The organism is Aggregatibacter sp. oral taxon 513 (genome assembly GCF_018128305.1).
Classification (GTDB): Bacteria; Pseudomonadota; Gammaproteobacteria; order Enterobacterales; family Pasteurellaceae; genus Aggregatibacter; species Aggregatibacter segnis_A.
Genome location: NZ_CP072381.1, coordinates 109,349 through 133,195, shown reverse-complemented (window position 1 = coordinate 133,195; position 23,847 = coordinate 109,349). Strand labels below are relative to the sequence as shown.

Annotated in this window: 17 protein-coding genes, 4 tRNA genes and 2 rRNA genes; 11 read left to right on the top strand and 12 right to left on the bottom strand. The window is 43.1% G+C overall.

Annotated features, from left to right (window positions below):
* Positions 1 to 195 precede the first annotated feature (195 nt).
* Positions 196 to 1,584 carry a chloride channel protein gene (locus J5A60_RS00680; protein WP_212510243.1) on the top strand — a complete coding sequence of 463 codons (1,389 nt, stop codon included), beginning with the start codon at positions 196 to 198 and terminating at the stop codon, positions 1,582 to 1,584.
* Positions 1,585 to 1,586: 2 nt separating this feature from the next.
* Positions 1,587 to 2,570, top strand: a complete 984-nt coding sequence (dusA, locus tag J5A60_RS00675) for a tRNA dihydrouridine(20/20a) synthase DusA (RefSeq protein ID WP_212510242.1) — start codon at positions 1,587 to 1,589, stop codon at positions 2,568 to 2,570.
* Positions 2,571 to 2,699: 129 nt separating this feature from the next.
* Here dusA and asnA read toward each other — a convergent pair whose 3' ends face one another.
* Positions 2,700 to 3,692 (bottom strand): aspartate--ammonia ligase, encoded by a 993-nt coding sequence (asnA, locus tag J5A60_RS00670; RefSeq protein ID WP_048749696.1) that lies wholly within the window; start codon positions 3,690 to 3,692, stop codon positions 2,700 to 2,702.
* 171 nt (positions 3,693 to 3,863) lie between these two features.
* Here asnA and asnC point away from each other — a divergent pair, with 171 nt between their 5' ends.
* Together asnC and udp are read left to right on the top strand one after the other, a co-directional pair.
* Entirely contained in the window at positions 3,864 to 4,316 is a 453-nt protein-coding gene (asnC, locus tag J5A60_RS00665) for a transcriptional regulator AsnC (protein WP_005715729.1), read from the top strand.
* Positions 4,317 to 4,344: 28 nt separating this feature from the next.
* The gene (udp, locus tag J5A60_RS00660; protein WP_212510241.1) at positions 4,345 to 5,103 is read left to right on the top strand and encodes a uridine phosphorylase; all 759 of its coding nucleotides are present in this window, start codon (positions 4,345 to 4,347) and stop codon (positions 5,101 to 5,103) included.
* A gap of 133 nt (positions 5,104 to 5,236) precedes the next feature.
* Here udp and J5A60_RS00655 read toward each other — a convergent pair whose 3' ends face one another.
* The 4 genes from J5A60_RS00655 to J5A60_RS00640 form a co-directional block, all read right to left on the bottom strand.
* Entirely contained in the window at positions 5,237 to 6,058 is an 822-nt protein-coding gene (locus tag J5A60_RS00655) for an OmpA family protein (RefSeq protein WP_212510240.1), read from the bottom strand.
* Positions 6,059 to 6,253: 195 nt separating this feature from the next.
* Positions 6,254 to 12,634 (bottom strand): YadA-like family protein, encoded by a 6,381-nt coding sequence (locus tag J5A60_RS00650; RefSeq protein WP_212510239.1) that lies wholly within the window; start codon positions 12,632 to 12,634, stop codon positions 6,254 to 6,256.
* 415 nt (positions 12,635 to 13,049) lie between these two features.
* On the bottom strand, positions 13,050 to 13,769 hold the full coding sequence (deoD, locus tag J5A60_RS00645) for a purine-nucleoside phosphorylase (protein ID WP_212510238.1): 720 nt from the start codon (positions 13,767 to 13,769) through the stop codon (positions 13,050 to 13,052).
* A gap of 116 nt (positions 13,770 to 13,885) precedes the next feature.
* Positions 13,886 to 15,136 (bottom strand): NupC/NupG family nucleoside CNT transporter, encoded by a 1,251-nt coding sequence (locus J5A60_RS00640; RefSeq protein WP_212510237.1) that lies wholly within the window; start codon positions 15,134 to 15,136, stop codon positions 13,886 to 13,888.
* A gap of 237 nt (positions 15,137 to 15,373) precedes the next feature.
* Here J5A60_RS00640 and J5A60_RS00635 point away from each other — a divergent pair, with 237 nt between their 5' ends.
* Positions 15,374 to 16,042: a YitT family protein gene (locus J5A60_RS00635; protein ID WP_212510236.1), complete on the top strand. Its 669-nt coding sequence runs from the start codon at positions 15,374 to 15,376 to the stop codon at positions 16,040 to 16,042.
* Here J5A60_RS00635 and J5A60_RS00630 read toward each other — a convergent pair.
* Together J5A60_RS00630 and aspA are read right to left on the bottom strand one after the other, a co-directional pair.
* Complete coding sequence (locus J5A60_RS00630; protein ID WP_212510235.1) at positions 15,983 to 17,026, bottom strand: glycosyltransferase family 9 protein; 1,044 nt, start codon at positions 17,024 to 17,026, stop codon at positions 15,983 to 15,985. The genes J5A60_RS00635 and J5A60_RS00630 overlap by 60 nt on opposite strands.
* Before the next feature lie 168 nt (positions 17,027 to 17,194).
* Positions 17,195 to 18,613, bottom strand: a complete 1,419-nt coding sequence (aspA, locus tag J5A60_RS00625) for an aspartate ammonia-lyase (RefSeq protein ID WP_212510234.1) — start codon at positions 18,611 to 18,613, stop codon at positions 17,195 to 17,197.
* A gap of 227 nt (positions 18,614 to 18,840) precedes the next feature.
* Between aspA and J5A60_RS00620 the strand changes: the two genes are divergently transcribed.
* The 3 genes from J5A60_RS00620 (at position 18,841) to groL (ending at position 21,440) form a co-directional block, all read left to right on the top strand.
* Positions 18,841 to 19,323, top strand: coding sequence for an FxsA family protein (locus tag J5A60_RS00620; protein ID WP_212510233.1), 483 nt, complete (start codon positions 18,841 to 18,843; stop codon positions 19,321 to 19,323).
* Positions 19,324 to 19,407: 84 nt separating this feature from the next.
* The gene (locus J5A60_RS00615; RefSeq protein ID WP_005715710.1) at positions 19,408 to 19,698 is read left to right on the top strand and encodes a co-chaperone GroES; all 291 of its coding nucleotides are present in this window, start codon (positions 19,408 to 19,410) and stop codon (positions 19,696 to 19,698) included.
* 89 nt (positions 19,699 to 19,787) lie between these two features.
* Positions 19,788 to 21,440 (top strand): chaperonin GroEL, encoded by a 1,653-nt coding sequence (gene groL, locus J5A60_RS00610; RefSeq protein ID WP_212510232.1) that lies wholly within the window; start codon positions 19,788 to 19,790, stop codon positions 21,438 to 21,440.
* An 89-nt stretch (positions 21,441 to 21,529) separates the two neighbouring features.
* On the opposite strand, the gene folD is transcribed toward groL, so the two are convergent.
* Entirely contained in the window at positions 21,530 to 22,387 is an 858-nt protein-coding gene (gene folD / locus J5A60_RS00605; protein ID WP_212510231.1) for a bifunctional methylenetetrahydrofolate dehydrogenase/methenyltetrahydrofolate cyclohydrolase FolD, read from the bottom strand.
* 156 nt (positions 22,388 to 22,543) lie between these two features.
* Here folD and J5A60_RS00600 point away from each other — a divergent pair.
* The 3 genes from J5A60_RS00600 to J5A60_RS00590 all read left to right on the top strand — a co-directional run bounded on the left by J5A60_RS00600 (position 22,544) and on the right by J5A60_RS00590 (position 23,330).
* Positions 22,544 to 22,620, top strand: a tRNA-Pro gene (locus J5A60_RS00600).
* A gap of 34 nt (positions 22,621 to 22,654) precedes the next feature.
* Positions 22,655 to 22,731: transfer RNA gene (locus J5A60_RS00595), tRNA-Arg, on the top strand.
* Positions 22,732 to 22,781: 50 nt separating this feature from the next.
* Entirely contained in the window at positions 22,782 to 23,330 is a 549-nt protein-coding gene (locus J5A60_RS00590) for a YtfJ family protein (protein WP_212510230.1), read from the top strand.
* A 40-nt stretch (positions 23,331 to 23,370) separates the two neighbouring features.
* Here the strand turns inward: J5A60_RS00590 and J5A60_RS00585 are convergent.
* The 4 genes from J5A60_RS00585 to rrf (J5A60_RS00570) form a co-directional block, all read right to left on the bottom strand.
* Positions 23,371 to 23,446, bottom strand: a tRNA-Trp gene (locus J5A60_RS00585).
* Between the two features lie 32 nt (positions 23,447 to 23,478).
* Positions 23,479 to 23,555 (bottom strand) — tRNA-Asp (locus J5A60_RS00580).
* Between the two features lie 8 nt (positions 23,556 to 23,563).
* Positions 23,564 to 23,679, bottom strand: a 5S ribosomal RNA gene (gene rrf / locus J5A60_RS00575).
* 52 nt (positions 23,680 to 23,731) lie between these two features.
* A 5S ribosomal RNA gene (gene rrf, locus J5A60_RS00570) occupies positions 23,732 to 23,847 on the bottom strand.

Below are 23,847 nucleotides of genomic sequence, written 5' to 3'. Positions count from 1 at the left end.
TTCGACATACAACCTACTCCTTGCGAACGTCTTCATTTTAAAAGAAAGGCAAGTGAATATCGTGTCGAATTTCGGCTCCTAATGTAAAGATTTTGAACAAATGTCTAACAAAGGACTTTTTATTGGTATAAAATTCGAACAAAAAATTTTCTATGTGAAAAAATTTTAACCTCATCACCCAACATTAATCTCATCATGAACACTGCGCTTCTTTTTTTACGTCATAACGCCATTAAAGTGCGGTATGTTTTACACAAGAAATTACGTCAAACCTATCGAATCTCCCATAAAACCCTCGAATTTACCTGTTTACTGATCGGCGCCAGCTTGGTCTCGCTGTTTTCCCTTGGCTTTGCCAAACTTGCGGATTTGGGCTTGGAATGGAATGCCCAATGGACACAGCAACATCCGATTGCCGTTTGGTTTATCTTGCCCGGCGGTTTGGCACTCTTAACCTGGTTCGTCGCCAAATACACGCCTTATGTCGGTGGCAGTGGCATCCCGCAAGTGATTGCCTCGCTTAGCCTTCCCCATCACGCCAATAAAAACCGTTTAGTCGCCTTTGGACAAACTCTATGGAAAATTCCACTCACGTTTTTAGCGATGCTTATCGGCGCCTCCGTAGGACGGGAAGGTCCTTCCGTGCAAGTCGGTGCTGCCGTGATGTTATGGTGGGGCAACTTGTGCCGAAAATACGGCGTGGCATTTAATGGATTGAGTGCGAATGAACTGATGGCAACCGGGGCGGCCGGTGGCCTTGCCGCTGCATTTAATGCGCCTTTAGCCGGCGTTATTTTTGCTATCGAAGAATTAGGACGTGGCGTGTTATTGCGTTGGGAACGGCGCGTATTGTTAGGGGTGCTCGCTGCCGGTTTTATTTTGGTGGCGATTGAAGGCAACAACCCCTATTTCCCAACATATCAAGGTGTCACCGATATGCCTTATTTATGTTTATGGGTTTTAGTTTGTGGTGCGGTAAGTGGTGTCAGCGGGGGAATTTTCGGCCGCTTGTTAATCAAAGGGGCTGCTGGCACCATCCCTTTCTGTCGTCATTGGATACGCAAGCACCCTATTTTTACTGCCATTATTTTAGGCCTAATTTTGACCGCACTTGGCGTTTACACCAATGGACAAACTTACGGCACCGGCTACCAAGTTGTCACCCAAGCACTCGATGGCCAAGCGGTACAACGCGACATTGGCATCATGAAACTGTTCGCCACAGTAGGCACATATTGGACAGGCATTGCAGGTGGTATTTTCACCCCATCGCTTACCATCGGCGCAGGACTTGGCGTGCAAGTTGCCGCCTTTACTGATGGTTCAGTCGACCAGCGTTTGCTGGTGTTGTTATGTATGGCAGCATTTCTTGCGGGCGCTACTCAATCGCCGGTCACCGCCAGCGTTATCGTGATGGAAATGACCGGCTGCCAACCCGTGTTAATTTGGCTATTGATTTGCTGCCTGATTTCCTCCATTATTTCACGCCAATTTAATCCGAAGCCGTTTTATCACATGGCGGCAGGGCGTTTCCGCCAGCGGATAAAAGAAGAAATGCAAAAAGACATGAAGGAAAGCCCATAAAAATGTCCCAAAATCAACCGCACTTTTACCGTGGCCGCTTCGCCGTTGCCCCGATGCTGGATTGGACAACGCGCCATTGCCGTTATTTTCACCGCCAATTTTCCCGTCACGCCTTGCTTTATACGGAAATGGTGACAACACAAGCCATTATTCATGCCAAATACGATCATCTTGATTTTGATGCGGCAGAAAATCCGGTGGCACTGCAACTGGGTGGTAGCGATCCTGAGCAACTTCAACATTGCGCTCAATTAGCGCAACAGCGTGGTTACCAAGAAATCAATTTGAACGTAGGTTGCCCATCCGACCGCGTGCAAAACGGTATGTTCGGTGCGTGTTTAATGGCAAAAGCGGAACTGGTTGCGGAGTGCGTACAACAAATGCAAAGTGCGGTGCATATTCCCGTCACCGTAAAAACCCGCATTGGCATTGATGATTTTGACAGCTATGATTTCCTGTGTGATTTCATCCAAAAAGTGGAACAAGCCGGCTGTCAGGAATTTATCGTGCATGCACGCAAAGCCTGGTTATCCGGTTTAAGCCCGAAACAAAATCGTGAAATTCCGCCGCTGAATTACGAACGCGTGTATCAACTAAAACAGGATTTCCCCCATTTGCTCATCAGCATTAACGGTGGCATTAAAACCCTTGAAGAAATGCAGCACCACTTGCAGCATGTAGATGGCGTCATGGTGGGGCGAGAAGTTTATCAAAACCCCGCGTTGCTCGGTCATATCGACCACGCATTGTTTGACGCAAATGCCCCGATTATCACCCCACGCCAAGCGGTAGAAAACATGTTTCCGTACATCGAAAAGCAACTCAGCCAAGGCGTCTATCTGAATCATATCGTGCGCCACATGCTTGGCGCCTTCCAAAACTGCAAAGGCGCACGCCAATGGCGTCGTTATTTAAGCGAAAACGCCTACAAAGAAGGCGCAGGCATTGACGTAGTAGAAACTGCATTAGGGTTTGTGGAAGCGTAAAAGTGCGGTCAGTTTTAGATGCAAAAAAAGCACGCATGAGAAAATGCGTGCCATCAATAAATCAGTTATAAAACAAAAGTGCGGTGGATTTAAAAAACGTTTTGCAAACCCACCGCACTTTTTCATCTATTACAGAATATGTTGATATTCTTCTAACATTTCTTTCGGCCAAACGCTGGATTGCACTTCACCGATATGTTTTTTACGTAATAACAACATCGCCAAACGAGATTGACCGATACCGCCACCAATACTTAACGGCAATTTGCCTTGTAATAATTCTTGGTGCCAATCCATGTTGAGACGGTCTTCATCACCGGTTAAGCTCACTTGTAAACGTAACGCCGCTTCATCCACACGAATCCCCATAGAAGACAACTCAAAGGCTTTGCCGAGTTGGTCGTTCCAAACCAAGATATCTCCGTTCAAGCCTTTGTAGCCGTTTTCTGACTCTGTTGTCCAGTCATCGTAATCCGGTGCACGTCCATCATGTGGTTTACCGTCAGACAATTTACCGCCGATACCGACTAAGAAAACGGCGCCGTATTCTTTACAAATCGCATTTTCACGCTCTTTGCCGCTCATGTTTGGATAACGTTTCACGAGGTCTTCACTGTGTACGAAAGTAATGTGTTTTGGTAGTACGGATGGAATATCAAAACGGGCTTCCACCGCCAATTCTGTTAAGCGAATCGCACGATAAATCGAATTCACGGTTTCTTTTAAATAGGCGAAATTGCGACGACCTTCCGGAATCACTTTCTCCCAGTCCCATTGGTCCACATACACGGAGTGTGTCGGATCTAACGAATCTTCATCGGGACGCAACGCTTTCATGTGCACAAATAAGCCTTCGCCTTCTTTAAAATGGAAACGAGCCAATGTATGACGTTTCCATTTTGCCAAAGAGTGAACCACTTCAAACACCGCATTTGGAATTTGTTTTACATGCACTTGAACCGCTTTTTCAATACCGGAAAGGTTATCTTGCATGCCATTACCAACCTGACTTAAGATTGGGCCTTGAACTTCGATGATGCCTAATTGCTCGATGAGGTTTTGAGTAAATGTATTTTTTACAAAACTAATCTCTTGTTGTTGCAAAATAAATGTCTTTTTCATTGTTTTTACCCTATATTATTTAACGTTTCTACATTAATGCGGTAGATTCTCCCCATTCTTTATGATTAATGCAACACAATTTAGCCAGAATTAAAGAAACTTCATCATTATTTAAATAACATCTAAAAAATAATATAATTATTTAGAGTTTTTAAAACAAAGGAGTGTGTTATGCACAATATCGACAATTTAGATCAACAAATATTGCGTGTATTAACCAAAGATGCCCGAACCCCTTATGCAGAAATGGCGAAAAATTTTGGTGTTAGCCCCGGCACCATTCATGTTCGGGTGGAAAAAATGCGCCAGTCAGGCATTATTGAAGGGACAAAAGTGAAAATCAATGAACGCAAACTGGGTTATGATGTTTGCGGTTTCATTGGCATTATTTTGAAATCGGCAAAAGATTATGACAAAGTGATCAAAAAGCTCGAAGCCATTGATGAAGTAGTAGAAGCCTATTACACCACCGGCAATTATTCTATTTTCATTAAAGTCATGACACACACGATTGCCGAACTGCACTTAGTCTTATCGGCTAAAATTCAGTTAATCGACGAGATTCAATCCACAGAAACCTTAATTTCCATGCAGAATCCGATTTTGCGTGATATTAAACCGTAAAAAACAACGAACAAGAAAGGAGGATGTTATGTCTGAAGTCTTTCACCTTGGCTTAACGAAAGCCATGTTAGATGGGGCTAAATTAGCCATCGTCCCGGGCGCACCGGAGCGTGTGGAACGCATTGCACGTTTATTAGATCGCCCAAAATTCCTCGCCTCCACCCGCGAATTTACCTCTTGGCTCGGCTATATTGAGGAACACGCCGTGGTCGTATGTTCCACCGGTATTGGCGGTCCATCGGTTTCCATCGCGGTAGAAGAGTTAGCCCAACTCGGTGTGCGTACTTTCTTACGTATCGGCACAACCGGTGCCATCCAACCGCATATTCACGTTGGTGATTTATTAGTCACGACAGGAGCGGTACGTCTCGATGGAGCCAGCCGTCATTTTGCGCCGTTAGAATATCCGGCGGTGGCAAACTTTGAGTGTACCGAGGCCCTTTACAAAGTGGCTAAAGAAGAAGTCGGCGATGCCGTCCATGTGGGTATCACCGCCTCTTCAGATACTTTCTACCCGGGTCAAGAACGTTATGACACCTACACCGGCAAGATTTGCCGTCATTTCCAAGGTTCATTAAAACAATGGCAAGAATTGAACGTGATGAACTATGAAATGGAGTCTGCCACCTTGTTCACCATGTGCTCCGCACTGGGTTTACGTGCCGGCATGATCGCAGGGGCTATCGTCAACCGCACCCAACAAGAAATCCCGAATGAGGCGACGATTCAATCCACGGAAGAAACTGCCATTCATGTGGTAGTGAAAGCGGCAGGCTTGTTAGTGTAATTGACGTCAACACACAGCTTATCGCATAAAAAGAGCGGTCGAAAAACACCATGAATTTCGACCGCTCTTTTTATTGTCTGTATTAAATCAATGGCAATAAAAAAGCCTCCGTTAAGAGGCTTTTTTTAGCATTTTATTTTGAGTATAACGGTGCAGGACCTGTTTTACCCATCGTTTTCGTGCCTTCAGCTTTTACTAACGCTCCGGAAGAGGAAATCTCTACACGACGGTTAGGTGCTAAGCAATCTTTTAGTGCTTGACCACTGCCATCACAAGCTTTTACTTGGTTTGCTTTACCGTGTCCGATAGCTACGATGTGCGCTTTCAAGCCTAATTCAGCTAAACGCGCTTTCACACGGTCTGCACGACGTTGTGATAAAGCTAAATTATAACGATCAGAACCTAAGCGATCGGTATAGCCGTCAACAGTGACTTCTTTAGCTTTAGCAGATTTTAACTGCTGTGCAATATTGTCAATCACTTCTACACCTTGTGCAGTTAATGTGTCCTTGTTGAACTCGAATAAAAAGTCACCGGACAAACTGTACGTGTAATTGCTGTTACAAGCGTTTGGATACCAATAGAAATTTTGTGCGTTCATGTCTGAATCGAACAATACTTTAAATTGGCATACTTTATTTGCGCCGTTTTCACGGTAGTTAAACACATAATCCCATTCGCGCACGCCAAATAAGCCTTCCGCAAAATGCGGGCGACCGATCAAATAATAAAGTTGATCTTTATTCATGCCTTTTTCAATCATGCGAACGTTATCCCAGTTCGGCCAAGAACCGTATTGGCTACCGTCATGATTAAATGTGGAATCTTCAACTTTAGGCCACACTAATTGGGTGTTCTCCACCAGTGCGCCATCTTTAGATACGTGACTTAAGTTACCGCAAGCAACCAACATAGTTGCAGCGATAGTTGATAATAACATTTTTGCTAAGGTCATCTCTTCACCTCGTAGAATTCATAAAATAGTTGTTTGTTTCAACCTTGGGTTGCTTCTCTTTGGTTACCAAGGGAAATCACATTATTTAACCGGATTGCACATAAAAGTGCGGTCGATTTTTAGCGTGAAATTCACCTTGGTATGCCTTCAAAAATAGGAAAGCTATCGCTTCCCTATTTTATTAGGCGAACGGTATTACCATTGGTAACCCGCACCTACACCAGCACCAAAGTTGCCACGGGTGTCGCTGTTACCAGTCAATTTCACCACAACTTTACCGTTATCAGAAACGCGGGATACACCTAATGCAATCGCGCCTTCACCACGGTAAGTACCGGCAGAAACAGCAACCATGTTTTTACCCGGCAAGTAAGCTTGCGGTAAAGATGCCGCTGCGTTAGCGCCTGCTACACCGGCACGCAGATTTCTGTCAACACGGTTAACCTTGCCTTCAAGAATGCGTAACTGTCCAACATTCACTGCATCGGTATTGTTCACGCCTGGTGCAACATTTTTGATGGTCATATTGTTAGCATCGATACCATTGCTCTTCGTCATGCTTGGGCCATCTTTAATGGTTACGCCATCATTGGTAATTTTGGTAGTACCACCAACAGTCACGTGTTCAGTTGCAGTAACGCTATTGACATTAACATCTTTTGCCAAGCCTACAGTCACGGTGTTTCCTTCGACTTTGGTCATAATATTGCTACCGCCATCAAATTTAGTCCAATCCGTGTTTGTCGCAGCACCTTTAATATCGACTTGAGTATTAAGTGGGGCCTTATGAACTGCACCGTCATTTGCTCCAAATTTTAATCCGTCATTTAAAGTTGCAACCAATTCACGTGCACTACCGTCAACATCGTAAACGATACGAGTTTTCTTCTCACCCGCTGCACCATTTACGTCAGTTGCACCTTGGGCAACAGTGACCTTGCCTTTAGCATCTGCACCATCAATATCGATAGAACCGTCTTTGCCGTTTAAAGTAACGCTGTTTTGATCGTCTTTACTTTTCACCGCTAAAGTACCGTCTTCTTTTTGACCGTCCTTACCATCAGCACCCTCGCTACCACCGAGAGTAACGTTATTGCTCAAACTAACTTCTAGCGCTTTTTTACCGTCTTTTGCATCAACTACTTTAGTGTTGACATTCTTATCACCGGTAATTTGAGCCGTAGTACCTAAGTTTTGTTTAAACTCATTACCCGCTTTGTCTTTCAAACCGAAAGCGTCTGTCGCTACCTTTTTCAAGTCACCAACATTAACAGCACTTTTTAGTTTTGTGTCATCTTCCACTTTAGTGACATCTGTAACACCATCTAAAACACTCTTAAGTCCAGTAATTGATTTGTCATTCATCGCAATACCGTTCTTAGTCATGCTTGGGCCATCAGTGATGGTAACACCTTGGCTATCAACCGTAGTACTATCGTTACCCTTAACGAACTGAGCACTTGTTAAGTCTTTCAGTTCTTTGTTCAACGTCACGTTAACATCATTACCATTGGCTGTTGTTGTGATGTTGGTATCGCCTTTAATGCCAACTTCATCACCCAATTTTCTTACTTCTGTTTTCGAATTTTTGTCCGCAACAAAAGTTAAGCCTTTAGTATCGACTATAGTTTTAGCATCAACACCTTTTTGAATATCGGCTTTAGCTTTGTCAGATAAGTCAACTTTATAGTTTGTTACATGAACAGTGCCTTTTTTCGCTTCTGCTTCAGCGTCAACTTTAATCATGTCAGAACCGTTTGAAACAGAGGCTGAAGTATCTTTAGCAGAGACGGTGTAAATAGTCTGTTTACCAGTACCTGTTTGAGTAGTAACGGTAACATTTTCACCCGCTTCAACTTCTGTCTTCGCAGCTGTAACCGCAGTCTCAAGATCGGTTTTCACTTTATGCAACTGACCACCGTTAACGGCATCTTTACTGTCTGCTGCAATTGTGCCATCAGCCACATTGGTGATTTTCTCGTTACCTGCGTTGATACCATCAGTTGTCACTGACACCTTACCAGCAGTTAGCCCGTTGTCAGTCACTTTTACATTGGTGCCAACAGCCAAGCCCTCTTTATTCAAGGTAGTTGAGCCAATTTCAACACTGCCGTCTTTAGTAAGATCAAGATTTTTGTTTAATCCAACAGTTACATTACCACGATCGTGAGTCACAGTGATATTTGTATCACCACTGATGTTGACTTCATCCTCAGGCTTAACAACATGCTTGTTGTTATCACCTGTACCGGTACTGAGCGTCCAACCTTTACCTGCTGTTGCCGCAGAATCTGCTACTTTCTTCAACTGACCATAGTTCACTGCATCAGTATCATCTTCACCAGCTTTAACATTAGTGATTTTCTTATCACCTGCATTGATACCGGTAGCTTTCACACTTGGACCATTGTCGATGGTAACGCCACTATTATTCACTGTAGTATTGCCAACTTTGACGCTTCCGTTTTGAGTGAGATCAAGATCCTTGTTTAATTCAAGTTTTACGTTGCCTTGAGTATTGCTTACAGTAATATTTGTATTAGCAGAGCTAATATCGACATCACCACCCGGTGCAACGTTATGCTTAGTAGCAGAGCCAGCTGTGGTAAGATTCCAACCTTTTTCAGCGGTTTCTTTCACTGCATTTAATTGGCTACCGTTAACCGCATCTGTACTGTTTGCGTTAACATCACCAGCTGCCACTTTAGTGATTTTGTTATTGTTAGCATCGATAGAGTTCTTAGTAAAGCTTGGACCATCTTTAATGGTTACACCTGAACTATTAACGGTTGTATTGGCATTATCATCACCGAACTGAGCACTTGTTAAGTTTTTCAGCTCTTTGGCTAATTTGATATCAACTTGATTTGTGCCATTTACAACAGTACCGATATTGTTATCAGAAAGCGCTCCTGTGGCACCACCGTTAAGTTTAAGTGCTTGTCCGGCTGCGCGTTTAACCATAGTGATACTTGCATCATCAATAGCTAAGCCATTCAGATCTTTTCCTTCTGCACCGGAATTATCCGCAACAAATCCCATTGGACGTGTGTGTGCATACAATTGGCTACCGTTGATTGCATCAGTACTGTTCTCTGCCACTAAACCAGCCGCAACACCTTGAAGACGGCGAGTCTCAGTAGCATTACCGATCGTAACAACACCTACCGGTGCACCACCTGCATACTGATAAGCTGGGAAACCTGCAGAGTTAAAATTACTGTAGTTGTCTTTTCCTGCAGAGACTGTACCAGCCCCAATAAATGCAGAGCTTGTACCTAAGTAAACAGAATTTTGCAATGTTGCATTAACGTTGTTACCTAAGATGAAATAACCTTTACCGATCTTAGCTTTTTGACCGGCAGCAGCTGGATCAGATGGATCCTCAGCGTTATCGAGTAGGTCATTTGATTCATTAATGGTGTTTCCGGTACCAATAACATAGGAATCAGTAATTTTTAATCCATTAGCAGCAGGCGACGTACTACCAATAGTATTGCCCGCCCCCATTACAAAAATATTTTTGCTATCTTCTAACGGGTTATTAGCGGTATCAATGGTATTGCCGTGACCGGTAACATAGACATTTTTCACTGGCAATGCATCGGCATCTTTTGCCGCAAGGTTGCCAATTTTGTTGTTATTCCCCATAACACGCATATTTTGAGAACCACGTACTAAGTTATTATTACCGAATACGCCAGACTCATTAGAAGGAATTTCACCATTCATATTACCGATAGAGTAAGTACCACTACCGCGTACTCGCGTTGCTCCTGGACCATAGTCACCTAACAGAGAAGCACCGATACTTTTATTGGTAAATGTTCCTGCATAACCAATACTACCTGAGTTTTCACCAACAACCTGTTGATGTGAACCAATAGCGATAGAGTTTGCGCCTGCCGCCATAGCAGCTGTACCGATCGCATTTGCTGATTGTGCTAATGCTTGTGCTTGGCTACCAAATGCGTTAGCTTGTAGGGAATTTGCTCTAGCACGCTCACCAATCGCATTCGCTTTAGCTCCTGAAGAAACAGCGTAATAACCAAGTGCAATTGCGCGATCAATGCCACCTTCCGCAAGATTTTGAACTGAGGTTGCGGCTAAGCTACCAATGGCAATTGAATTATTACCTTGAGTCTGAGAGCCTGCCCCCAAAGCAATGCCATATTTATAACCTTCGTTTTGTTTAGATACGGCAGTTGTATTGTCAGTTTTTTTACCATCATCTAGTTCATCACTACCAACATATTCTGTCCCGATAGCAATACCACCCTCATCATAGTTGGTCACTTTATTACCTAAAGCAACACTATTATTGGCATAAGTAGCCGCTGAGGTTCCGATTGCCATTGAGCGTTCACCTTTCGCGCCCATATTATCGTAGTTAGCGATACCTGTTTGCTTAGCATCATTGACACTAAAATAATGGTGAGAGTTTTGAGCAATTTCATCTTTCAATTGTTTCACATTTACAGCATCAGTATCACTCTTTCCTGACGCAACATTTTGTAAACGTGTAAGTTTTGCTGGACTACCAGCTGGACTACCAGCTGGTCCACCAAATGTAACACTGTTTGTCTCAGGATCATTATCGCCATCATCAGTGTCATAAAGAACAGCACCGGCAACAGATGCACTGGTATTCTTAGCAACAGTAATTGTTTTTGCTAATTCTACTTCTAGTTTTTTCAATTGTTTTACAGTTACTGCATCTTGATCATCTGCGCCATCTGCAACATTAACTAAACGACGATAAAGGCTATCGTTACCAACAGATACCACCGATTTAGATGTCATTCCAGTATATACACCAGCACCATCTTTATCATTAGCAACTGAATGAGCACCTAAAGCTACACTACCACCATGAGCTTGCGCAGAAGAACCAATTGCAACTGACTCTTCCCCTTCTGTCGCAGACTCATTACCAATTGCTACCGATTTAGATTTTTTAGCTTTAGCGCCATAACCCACGGCAGTTGCCATATCTTCAGCTTGCGTTTGAGAACCTAAAGCCGTTGCTCTCACGACAGAAGACTGACCATCACGGGCATTTGCTTGGTTACCAATAGAAACATTCTCAATCAGCGTCTCAGGACTAGAACTCGAACTGATATTCTTACCAGCCTCTAAACCAATTGCGACACTAGCCTTACCTCTAACATATTGACCAGCTTTCTCACCCAAAGCCACATTAAACTGACCAACTACATTCGTACCTGAGTCAACACCAATATTAATATTTGAATGTTTTGTTCCTGTAACATCAGCATCTTGTCCAACACCCGCATTTAAACCAATAGAAATTGTTTTATTTTGGTTTGCTGAAGCCGACTTACCAATAGCAATCCCATTCGTGGTTGAACTAGCTAACTCACCTAATGCGACACCCGCTTCAGATGATTTTGCAGTAGTACCAATCGCTAAACCGCCTTTCTCTGCGGAAGCTGCATGACCAATTGAGATTGTATTAGCATCTTTAGATTCTGCATCTTGCCCCATTGCGATAGAAGAATCAGCGCCCCAATGATTCAGAGCTCCGTTACCAAAAGCAATAGCAGAATTTGAACCAATGCTCCGCGCTCCAGAACCAATTGCGATACTCTTAGAAGCTAATGTCTCCGCTTTGTCTTTATTTGTTGTTAATGCATCTTTACCAATTGCGATACTCTCATCACCCCTGCTGACAGCATGATCACCAATCGCAATACCACTTTTACCATCACCAATCATAATCTTCTGAGCGCCGTCATATTTAGGGTCCTCAGTTTTAGTACCTACTTGAGCACTATGGCCTAAAACAACTGAAGATGAGGCAGTGCCTGATGCAGCTGCTCCATGACCAACAGTAACAGACTTAGCACCATAAGAAGAAGCGTTCATACCTACTGCAACAGTATTATTCCCAGCTGCTTTAGCTTCTGGACCAATTGCAACAGCGTCAGTTCCACCGGCTGTAGCATCGGCTCCTGTTGAATTTGCACGGAAATATTTAATACCGTTGTAAGTTGTTCCAATGCCTAATTTCTCTGTAGCAGTTTTTAGCTTTTCAAGTTTATCGTCAGTATCAGTTTTGTGGTTATTAAAATCAGTTTTTAATGCATCTAGATCGCCTTGGCTAGCTTTACCATTCACTGTGTTTTGTAATGCAGTTAAATCAGCTTGGTTAGCTTTACCATTCACTGTGTTTTGTAATGCAGTTAAATCAGCTTGGTTAGCTTTATTTGCTAAATCATCGGTAGTCGCTAAATTTTTACCATTCAATGTAGCAGTACCATGTAATGTTGTTGTACCTGTTGCAGCACCACCTGCAGTGCCTGCAGCACCAACAGTTAATGATGTCGTTGCGGTAACATTTGGTGTATTAACATCAGCAGCAAACACTGAAGATGCGCCGAAGCAGAATGAAAGGGCGACAGAAAGTGCGGTTAATTTTGTGCGTACTTTTGCCGTGTTGCTTGATGCCGCTGTTGAATTGCGACCGGATACCCCTTTAGAGCGCGCTAATTCGGATACAACGACTAATACGTTAGTTACCTTACTCCAGATAACCTTGTATATATTATTCATGGAAGTTTTCCTAATGGTTAAATTTAATCAAGATATATTAGTATATAACTTTAATGGATAAATACTTTACTCTTCATAACGAAGATGGATATGTGATGCATGAACAAAAAATATGTTGAGCAATGACTATTGCACAACATAAGAAAAAGCGAATGCATCACTAGTAGGCCTAATAGATACCCATAACTCTAAGGCCTTCTATCAAAACACCTACGGAATCGCTAAAAACAGACTCCTCTCCCTCGAAACAACATCATTGACAACGCCCATACATTTGAACAACTAAACTATACAAATAAATTGTCGCCAATGATGCTGTCGCCACAGGTATAAATTTAAAACAGCTCCTATTGCACTTATTCAATAAGTAACATATAAAAAATTATGCCTATGGTATGGCGTGCGAATTTTAAAGCTAATTCGATTCATCGTCAATTAATACTGCTTCTAATGCAATTTTAATCATTTCATTAAAAGTGAGCTGACGTTCTTCCGCACTGGTGAGCTCGTGGGTGCGAATGTGGTCAGATACAGTACAGATGGTTAATGCGCGTGCACCATATTCTGCGGCAACGCCGTAAATACCGGCAGCTTCCATTTCCACGCCAAGAATGCCGTATTTTTCCATCACATCAAACATGGAGACATCCGGTGTGTAGAATAAATCGGCAGAGAATAAGTTTCCAACGCGAGCTTTCACACCTAACTTATTTGCCGCCTGCACGGCTGCTTGCGTTAAACCGAAATCCGCGATAGCAGCAAAGTCGTTATCTTTAAAACGAATACGGTTTACTTTGGAGTCAGTACATGCACCTACACCGATAACCACATCACGCAATTTCACATCCATACGTACTGCACCGCAAGAGCCAACACGAATCATTTTTTTCACGCCGTATTCAGTGATAAGTTCTTTTGCGTAAATGGAACAGGAAGGGATCCCCATACCATGTGCCATCACGGAAATGCGACGACCTTTATAGGTACCGGTGAAACCTAACATATTACGTACGTTAGTCACTTCCTGTGCGTTTTCCAAAAAAGTTTCCGCAATATACTTCGCACGTAGCGGATCGCCCGGCATTAATACAGCATCAGCAAATGCACCGGCAGGTGCGTTAATGTGTGGAGTCATAAGTTTTTCCCTCTTGTTGACATGATGAAGCAAACGTTTCCGTTGCTTATAAACGACAACACCACGAACGTGGTCGTGGTGTCATCATAAAAAACATGGCAAAATCATACCGCACTTTATAGCACGGCACCACTTAAACCAATAAATAAACCTGCAATTGTTGCGCTCATTAAGTTAGATAATGAACCCGCAACGACGGCTTTCAAGCCTAAACGAGCAACGTCGCTACGACGATTTGGTGCCATACCGCCTAAGCCGCCAATTAAGATCGCGATTGAACTGAAGTTAGCGAAACCACAAAGTGCGAAGGTAATAATCGCTTTGGTTTTATCACTTAACACCACAGCCGAATCCGGTTGTAAATATTTAGCAAATTCTAAATAACCCACAAATTCATTCACTGCTAATTTTAAACCAATCATTTGACCGGCAATGGCAGACTCCTCCCAAGAAATCCCGATTAAGTATGCCAATGGTTTGAAAATCCAACCTAAAATCACTTGTAAAGTTAAATCCGGTTCGCCAATAACACCGCCAAAACTACTTAAAATCCAGTTGATCAAAGCGATCACAGAAACAAACGCGATTAACATGGCACCCACGTTCATCGCTAAGTGCATACCGTCACGCGCACCGTTTGCTAATGCTTCAATCGCATTAGATGGTTTTTCAACGTCCGCACTTTCTTTTAATGAGTCATCCGTTTTTTCGGTTTGTGGGAACATGATTTTAGCAAACAATAAACCACCCGGCGCCGCCATAAAAGAGGCTGCGATTAAGTAAGTTAACGGCACACCCATACCGGCATACCCCGCCATCACAGAACCGGCGATAGAGGCAACACCACCAACCATAACCGCAAATAATTCAGATTGCGTCATACGACTGATAAATGGTTTGACGATTAATGGCGCTTCTGTTTGACCCACGAAAATATTGGCAGCCGCAGACATAGATTCCGCTTTTGATGTGCCTAATAATTTTTGTAATCCACCACCGATTAATTTAATGACCCATTGCATGACGCCAATGTAATAAAGCAAAGAAATCAAAGCAGAGAAGAAAATGATGACCGGCAACACTTTAATCGCAAAGATAAAACCGAAACTTTGGCTTGGGTCAGTCAAACCACCAAATAAGAAACTAATCCCTTCGTTACCGAAGCTAATGATTTTACCGATAAAATCAGAAGCCGTTTGTAACGCACTGCGTCCAGCCGGTACATAAAGTACGAAAGCTCCGATAGCGATTTGAATAGCCAACGCACCAAAAACGGTACGCAGATTGATCGCTTTACGGTTGTTAGAGAACAAGACTGCAATCCCTAACAGGACGAAAATACCAACAACACTAATTAAAATGTCCATAAATACCTCAAAAGTCATTGAATAAAATTTTCCGTATTCTACTGGTTTTCCATAAAAAAGGAGAGTGAATTTTATTGATTAATATCATAATTAGCGCAACCCGCTATCCTTAAAGACAAAAGACATCATTAAAAATGGATAAAGTGCGGTCAAAATTCAACGTAATTTATTTAGACAGCAGTAATAAAGACTGGGATAATGCGCGCCACTTAGTAACAAACGATGGATTAAAGATTAATGAAGAAAGCACATGTTCTGCCGCATACACCTTGGGCAGCAAAATCCCTCTGGGCATTTGAGCCGAAATCATTTAGCGTGCTGCTTTTATCTTTAAGTGTCATGGGATTTGGCGACGCGTTATTACTTCTCTCCGATTTGGGCTCCGCGCCTTGGACCATATTATCGCAAGGCGTGGCGTTACGATGGGAGTTTAGTGTCGGTTGGGCGTCATGGATAATCAGTTCAATCGTGATGTTAGCGTGGTTTCCATTAAAACTGAGGCCGGGACTTGCCACCGTCATGAATATTTTTGTGATCGCCCTCTTTCTTGGCTTAACCGTTTATTTGCTAGAAAAACCTACCGCACTTTATCTGCGTTTCATTTACGCTGTCGTCGGTATCTTATTGTTCGGTATCGGTAATGCCTTTTACCTGACCTGCCACCAAGGGCCTGGCCCGCGCGATGGGTTAATGGTGGGGCTTTGCTATCGTTTCCATTGGAAAATCGGCATCGTGCGAACGTCCATTGAAGTTTTAGTGTGCCTCTTCGGCTATCTGCTCGGTGGCGTGCTAGGCATCGGCACACTCATGTTCGCACTGGGGATTGGCTGGGTAGTGCAATACACCCTATTCTTTATTCGCTGTCGCGCGCCACACTTGAATGACAAACCGCACGATCTCGTCTAATTTCTCATCAATATGAATTTTGCTTAAATCCGTTTGGCTCGCTTTGTCATTCGGCGGACAAAATGCCAAATGTTTATCGACATCATTAATTGGACGCCAACGCAACGGTGTTGCAGAACGACGGCTTGGATAAAAACCGATGGTCGGGACATTTAATGCAGCACTTAAATGCAATGGCCCGGTGGAGCCGGCAATAAACAAATCAGCACACGCCAGAGATTGGGCAAAATCCACCATGCCGTTATTTTTGTCATAAACGACCACCCGAGAATCCTGCACCAAATTTGCCAGTTCGTGGGCTTTTTCACTTTCATTCGGCCCAGCCGTTAAAATCACATAGGCGTCAAACCGCGCTAATAAGCCGCAAATGAGCTCCGCATATTGTGCCAAGGATAAATTATTGGCAGACCCGCCCGAACCGCTGTGTACAAAAATCCATTTTTTCTCAGCATCAATGTTTAACTGATGGCACAAAGATTCACGCTGAAAATCCACCGCACTTTTAGAAAAGCTAAGGTATGGTGGGTGCGGCTCGACAACAGCGATGCCATGATCGCGTAAAAACGTACGGGCCAAATCCAAGTTATATTCAAACTCCGGCTTAGCCGATTGGGAACGGCGTTGCGTTAGACGATGATTATAAAAGAATTGCACCCATTTGGTTGCCGGCGCTAAACGGTAAGGAATGCGACATTTCCATGCTAATTTTGCGTTATGTGTATTGGAAAAGAAACTGATCATGGCATCAAATTGGCGCGCTTTAATGTTGTTCACCACTCGCTGAAACGCGGTTTTATCACCTTTCGGCGCATCAATAATAATGTCATCCAAATAAGGGCACGCGCGAGCAATGTCTGCTGTGTAAGCCGGCACAAGTGCGGTCAGTTTTAGTGATGGTTCTGAGGCTTTTAACATGGCAAAGGATGGCCACGCCAACATAAAATCGCCCAATTTATCGTTACGAATCACCAATACGTTTTTCATTATTTCATCCTATACAGATTCTTTCCCAAATTAGGCGTTATTCTAGCCTGACCAACCGCCATTAAAAAGCGACAAATAAAAAATCAGCGCCTAATCCATTAGAACGCTGATTTTGACTAAATAAAAAAGTTAATCCTTCGACGTACTATTTGTCGATTTGTTCACTTTTTATTTATTTAATTTTGCTTTATAGGTCGGATTCATCAAGTTTTCTACGGAAAGGATGTCATCCAATTGTTCTTTGGTTAACAAGCCTTTTTCCAAGACTACTTCACGCACGCCTTTACCGGTTTGCGCACAGATTTTACCCACTAAGTCGCCGTTGTGGTGACCGATGAATGGGTTTAAGTAAGTCACAATACCGATAGAGTTGTAAACATAGTTTTCGCACGTTTCTTTGTTGACAGTGATGCCATCAACACATTTATCGCGTAAGTTCACACAGGCGTTGCCTAAAATCTCAATGGATTCAAACATGGCTTGTACAATCACCGGCTCCATTACGTTTAATTGTAATTGACCTGCTTCTGAGGCGAAGGTCACCGTGGTGTCGTTACCAATCACTTTGAAGCACACTTGGTTCACTACTTCAGGCACAACAGGGTTCACTTTTGCCGGCATGATAGAAGAACCCGCTTGTAATTCAGGCAAGTTGATTTCTTTAATACCTGCACGAGGGCCGGAGGAAAGTAAACGTAAGTCGTTACAAATTTTTGATAATTTTACGGCAGTGCGTTTTAACGCGCCATGCACGGAAACGTAGTCACCGCAGTCAGAAGTGGCTTCAATTAAGTTTTCTGAGCCAGTGCAATGTAATCCGGTGACATTGGATAAATGTTTCACGATAGAAGGCACATAACCTTGCGGCGTATTTAAACCGGTACCGATTGCAGTTGCGCCCATGTTTACTTCAAGCAAGTGTGCTGCAGCGGCTTTTAAGTGTTTCACTTCTTCCGCCATTAACACCGCAAATGCTTTGAATTCTTGGCCCACAGTCATTGGCACTGCGTCTTGTAATTGAGTACGGCCCATTTTCAACACTTTCTCGAATTCTTTCGCTTTGTTTTCAAAGCCTTGTTGCAAATAAGCGACTTTTTCGAGAAGTTTGATCACGCTGTTGTACACGGCGATGTGGAAACCGGTAGGGTACGCATCATTGGTGGATTGGCTAGCGTTCACATGATCCATTGGGTCAAGGTATTTATATTCACCTTTTTTGTGACCTAAAATTTCTAACGCTAAGTTGGCAATCACTTCATTGGTATTCATATTGACGGAAGTGCCTGCACCACCTTGGTAAATATCGGACGGGAATTGATCTAAACATTTGCCGTTTACTAAGACTTCATCACAAGCTTTTACGATTGCTTCTGCAATTTCTTTTGGAATGGCACCCAACTCACCGTTTGCCAATGCCGCTGCTTTTTTCACCATCACCATGCCGCGTACAAATTCTGGCACATCGGAAATGGTGACATTCGAAATATTAAAATTTTCTACCGCTCTTAAGGTGTGAATCCCCCAATAAGCGTCTGCCGGGACTTCACGTTCACCTAATAAATCCACTTCTTTTCTGTATTGTGTCATTTGAGCTTCTCCTTTTATGCATAACAGACATCTTTAAGTCATTTAAATTATAGAAAGTTTGACTGAAAGTAAATTGATCTAGGTCACAGATTTTTGACGCGCCTTTAAGAGTTATTTTTATTTTTCAGATTAGTTTTTTTAACCCGAAAGATGTTGAAATGAATAAAAGTTGCACCACAAAATAAAGCGGGTAATATGCACATCCAACGTATTTTTAAGGAGCGAACATGCCTTTTATTACCTTTCTTTTCGCTGTTTTTCTATTTATTTATGTGGAACTGAGCCTACTGGTTTGGCTAGGAAGTCAGTTGGGTATCCTCATGCTCATTTTGTTGTTGATTGGCTCTTCGTTACTGGGCATTGCCATTATCCGCGCACGTGGTTGGTACAGCCTCACGCGAGTGAAACAGCAGCTCACACAAGGCGAATTGCCCACTGACACAATTTTCAGCTCGCTACGCTGGCTTGTTGCCGGTGTGCTTTTTGTCATTCCCGGCTTTGTCACTGACATTTTCGCCTGTGTGCTGTTAAGCCCCCTCGGTCGTTACCTGATAAATACATTCATTCGTAGCCGATTCGTGCTCTTCCAACAAAACATCTTTAAAACCGACCGCACTTTTTATTCGTCCCAAGGCAATGGCCAGAATGACAGCGAGATTTTTGAGGCGGAATTTGAAAAGGAAGCGGATGAAAATAAACGGTTAAAATAATTTTGTCTTTCCCTTGAAAGCGGAAAAATGATTCCCATATAGAAGAAGCTTTTTTATTAATTTAAGAAATAGAGGAAATTTCAGATGAATATTCGTCCATTACACGACAAAGTGATTTTAAAACGTGAAGAAGTGGAAACTAAATCTGCCGGCGGTATCGTATTGACCGGTTCTGCAGCCACCAAATCTACCCGCGCGAAAGTGTTAGCGGTCGGCCCTGGCCGTTTATTAGAAAACGGTAGCATTCACCCAATGCACGTAAAAGTAGGCGACATCGTGATTTTCAGCGACAGCTATGGCGTGAAAACAGAAAAAATTGATGGTGAGGAAGTACTCATCCTTTCCGAAGGCGATATTTTAGCGATCGTTGAATAAGCAAAAACACGCTGAAAAACGACCGCACTTTAAACGAAATAGATCATGGTGAGAGCAATCTCACGCAACAAAATAAAAGGAAATTAAACATGGCAGCAAAAGACGTAAAATTTGGCAATGATGCTCGAGTAAAAATGTTAAAAGGCGTAAATATTTTGGCAGACGCAGTAAAAGTTACTCTTGGTCCAAAAGGCCGTAACGTAGTGTTAGACAAATCGTTCGGCGCACCAACCATTACTAAAGACGGTGTGTCTGTGGCACGCGAAATCGAATTAGAAGATAAATTTGAAAACATGGGCGCACAAATGGTGAAAGAGGTTGCTTCTAAAGCCAATGATGCCGCCGGTGACGGTACAACCACGGCAACTGTTCTAGCACAAGCCATCGTAAACGAAGGTTTAAAAGCTGTAGCGGCAGGCATGAACCCAATGGATTTAAAACGCGGTATTGACAAAGCGGTTGCTGCCGTCGTTGCCGAGCTTAAATCCCTTTCCAAACCTTGCGAAACCTCTAAAGAAATCGAACAGGTGGGTACCATTTCCGCAAACTCCGACAGCATTGTGGGTCAATTAATCGCACAAGCCATGGAAAAAGTGGGTAAAGAAGGCGTGATTACCGTAGAAGACGGCACCGGCTTAGAAGACGAATTGGATGTAGTTGAAGGGATGCAATTTGACCGTGGTTACCTTTCCCCGTATTTCATCAACAAACCGGAAACCGCGACTGTAGAATTAGATAACCCATTCATTTTATTAGTCGATAAAAAAATCTCTAATATTCGTGAATTATTACCGGTATTAGAAGGTGTGGCGAAAGCAGGCAAACCGTTATTAATCATTGCTGAAGACGTAGAAGGCGAAGCGTTGGCAACATTGGTAGTGAACACGATGCGCGGTATCGTGAAAGTGGCTGCAGTGAAAGCACCAGGCTTCGGCGATCGTCGTAAAGCGATGTTACAAGACATTGCGATTTTAACTGCCGGTACGGTGATTTCTGAAGAAATCGGTATGGAACTTGAAAAAGCGACATTAGAAGATTTAGGTCAAGCAAAACGTGTTGTAATCAATAAAGACAACACCACAATCATCGACGGTATCGGCGATGAAGCGCAAATCCAAGGTCGTGTGACTCAAATTCGTCAACAAATCGAAGAATCCACTTCCGACTACGACAAAGAAAAATTGCAAGAACGCGTAGCGAAACTCGCGGGCGGTGTTGCAGTGATTAAAGTCGGCGCAGCAACGGAAGTAGAAATGAAAGAGAAAAAAGCCCGCGTTGAAGATGCGTTACACGCTACCCGTGCTGCAGTAGAGGAAGGTGTGGTTGCCGGCGGTGGAGTCGCGTTAATTCGCGCAGCCAGCAAAGTTGCTGATTTACGTGGCGACAACGAAGAACAAAACGTTGGTATTAAACTTGCCCTTCGCGCCATGGAAGCTCCATTACGTCAAATCGTTGCGAACGCAGGTGAAGAAGCCTCTGTGGTTGCAAGTGCGGTGAAAAACGGCGAAGGAAACTTTGGTTATAACGCAGGCACTGAGCAATACGGCGATATGATTGCGATGGGTATTTTAGATCCGACTAAAGTAACTCGTTCCGCATTGCAATTCGCAGCTTCTGTCGCCGGTTTAATGATCACCACCGAATGTATGGTGACCGAATTACCGAAAGACGACAAAGCTGACCTCGGTGCTGCCGGTATGGGTGGCATGGGAGGCATGGGCGGAATGGGCGGAATGATGTAATTCTTCCCTTGTCGAAAAAACAAAAGCCCTTGAGTTAACTCAAGGGCTTTTTTATCTCTGTAAAAACGCTATTTTTTATGACCGGAATTTTACACTAAATTTTCATGCTTTTCATAAGCAGAAAGCGTATTGTACATGAGCATTGCTACCGTCATTGGGCCAACGCCACCCGGCACCGGTGTAATATACGCAGCACGGTCGGCAGCAACCTCAAACTCAACATCGCCAACCAACTTGCCATCAATACGGTTAATCCCGACATCAACGACAACAGCACCTTCTTTAATCCATTCACCTTTAATAAATTTAGGTTTACCCACAGCAACCACTAAAATATCCGCTTGGCGAATATGACTCGCTAAGTCCTCGGTAAAACGGTGAGTTATCGTGACGGTACAGCCGGCAAGTAACAATTCTAATGCCATTGGACGACCAACAATATTGGACGCACCAACAATGACAGCATGTTTGCCATAAAAAGAAATACCGGTGGTTTCCAATAATTTCATCACACCATAAGGCGTACAAGCACGTAATGTTGGAATACGTTGACACAAGCGCCCGACATTATAAGGATGAAAACCATCTACATCTTTTTCCGGTGAAATTTTTTCAATCACTTTGGTGCTATCGATATGCTTTGGTAACGGTAACTGCACCAAAATACCATCAACCTCAGGATCTTGATTTAACTGCTCAATGAGATCTAACAATTCTGATTCAGAAGTGGTTTCCGGTAAATCGTAAGATTTGGAAAAAATACCGATTTCAGCACAACTTTTACGCTTACTTCCCACATAAACCTGAGAAGCCGGGTCTGCTCCAACTAGAATTACTGCCAGACCAGGAGCACGTTTACCCAGCTCAATATACTGTGCAATTTTTTGTGTAATATTCAATTTAATTTGCTGGGATAACTGAGTACCTGAAATAATTTGAGCTGCCATTGAATTCTCCGCATGAGGTAAATATTAACGCACGCTATTTTGTCAGAAAAATCCGTTTTATGTAAACTGAATTGAAATAAATTTAGACGATTGGCAGTAAAACCATAAAAATTGATTGACTGAAAATGAAAGAAAACTATAATGCTACACATCTTTCGGCGAGTAGCGCAGCTTGGTAGCGCAACTGGTTTGGGACCAGTGGGTCGTAGGTTCAAATCCTATCTCGCCGACCACCTTTCTCTATTCTTTCATCATCCCATTTTAAATGCGCCCTTAGCTCAGCTGGATAGAGCAACGCCCTTCTAAGGCGTGGGTCAAAGGTTCGAATCCTTTAGGGCGTGCCATTTAATAAGCCAGACTAAATATTTTTTACTTCCAATCCAAGGAAAATAGAATGAAAAAATTAGCATTTATATTGCTAACATCCTTAGCAACATCGAGCTTTGCTCATAACCTCCAATTCAATACAGCTCTCCCTTATGTTTCCGTTCAAACTGACGGAGAAGTAATCATAAACAATGGAAGCATCAACTATAAAAACTGGGAATCGCCAGCACTTGCAGGAAAAGTACGAGTTCTTCAGCACATGGCAGGAAGAAGTAGCGTTAAAGAAAAAAATGATAGCTTAATGGAAATGATCAAATCTCAACGCTTTGATGCTAGCAAATATCAAACAACAACGATTATTAATGCAGAAGACGCTATCTTCGGCACGGGTGCTTTCGTCAAAAGTAGTGCTGAAAAAGGCAAAAAAAATAATCCACACAGCCAAGTGATTTTAGATCAAACAGGTCAAGTTAAAAAAGACTGGGGATTACAGCCTAAAGAAAGCCTAATTGTAGTATTAGACAAATCTGGAAAAGTGAAATTTGCACATGAAGGGAAGTTATCTGAGCAACAGATGAATCAAGTCATCGAACTAATTAAAAACTTAGTTCAGTAGAAAGTAGTAAAAATAAAAAGTGAAAAGATAAGAAAATGAATGGCAGGGGCGGAGAGGCTCGAACTCCCAACACCCGGTTTTGGAGACCGGTGCTCTACCAATTGAACTACGCCCCTATTGGTACTTAACTTTGGAAAAGTTATAAAATTGGCGGAATGGACGGGACTCGAACCCGCGACCCCCTGCGTGACAGGCAGGTATTCTAACCAGCTGAACTACCACTCCGAGATTGGGATTAGCAGTGACCTACTCTCACATGGGGATGCCCCACACTACCATCGGCGTAACAGCATTTCACTTCTGAGTTCGGTATGGAGTCAGGTGGATCTACTGCACTATGACTGCTAAAAAATTTTTATTACTTTAGTTAACTAATAACATTTAATTAACTAAAGTAATAAATTTGGCGGTGACCTACTCTCACATGGGGATGCCCCACACTACCATCGGCATTACGGCGTTTCACTTCTGAGTTCGGTATGGAGTCAGGTGGGCCCACCGCACTATCGCCGCCAAT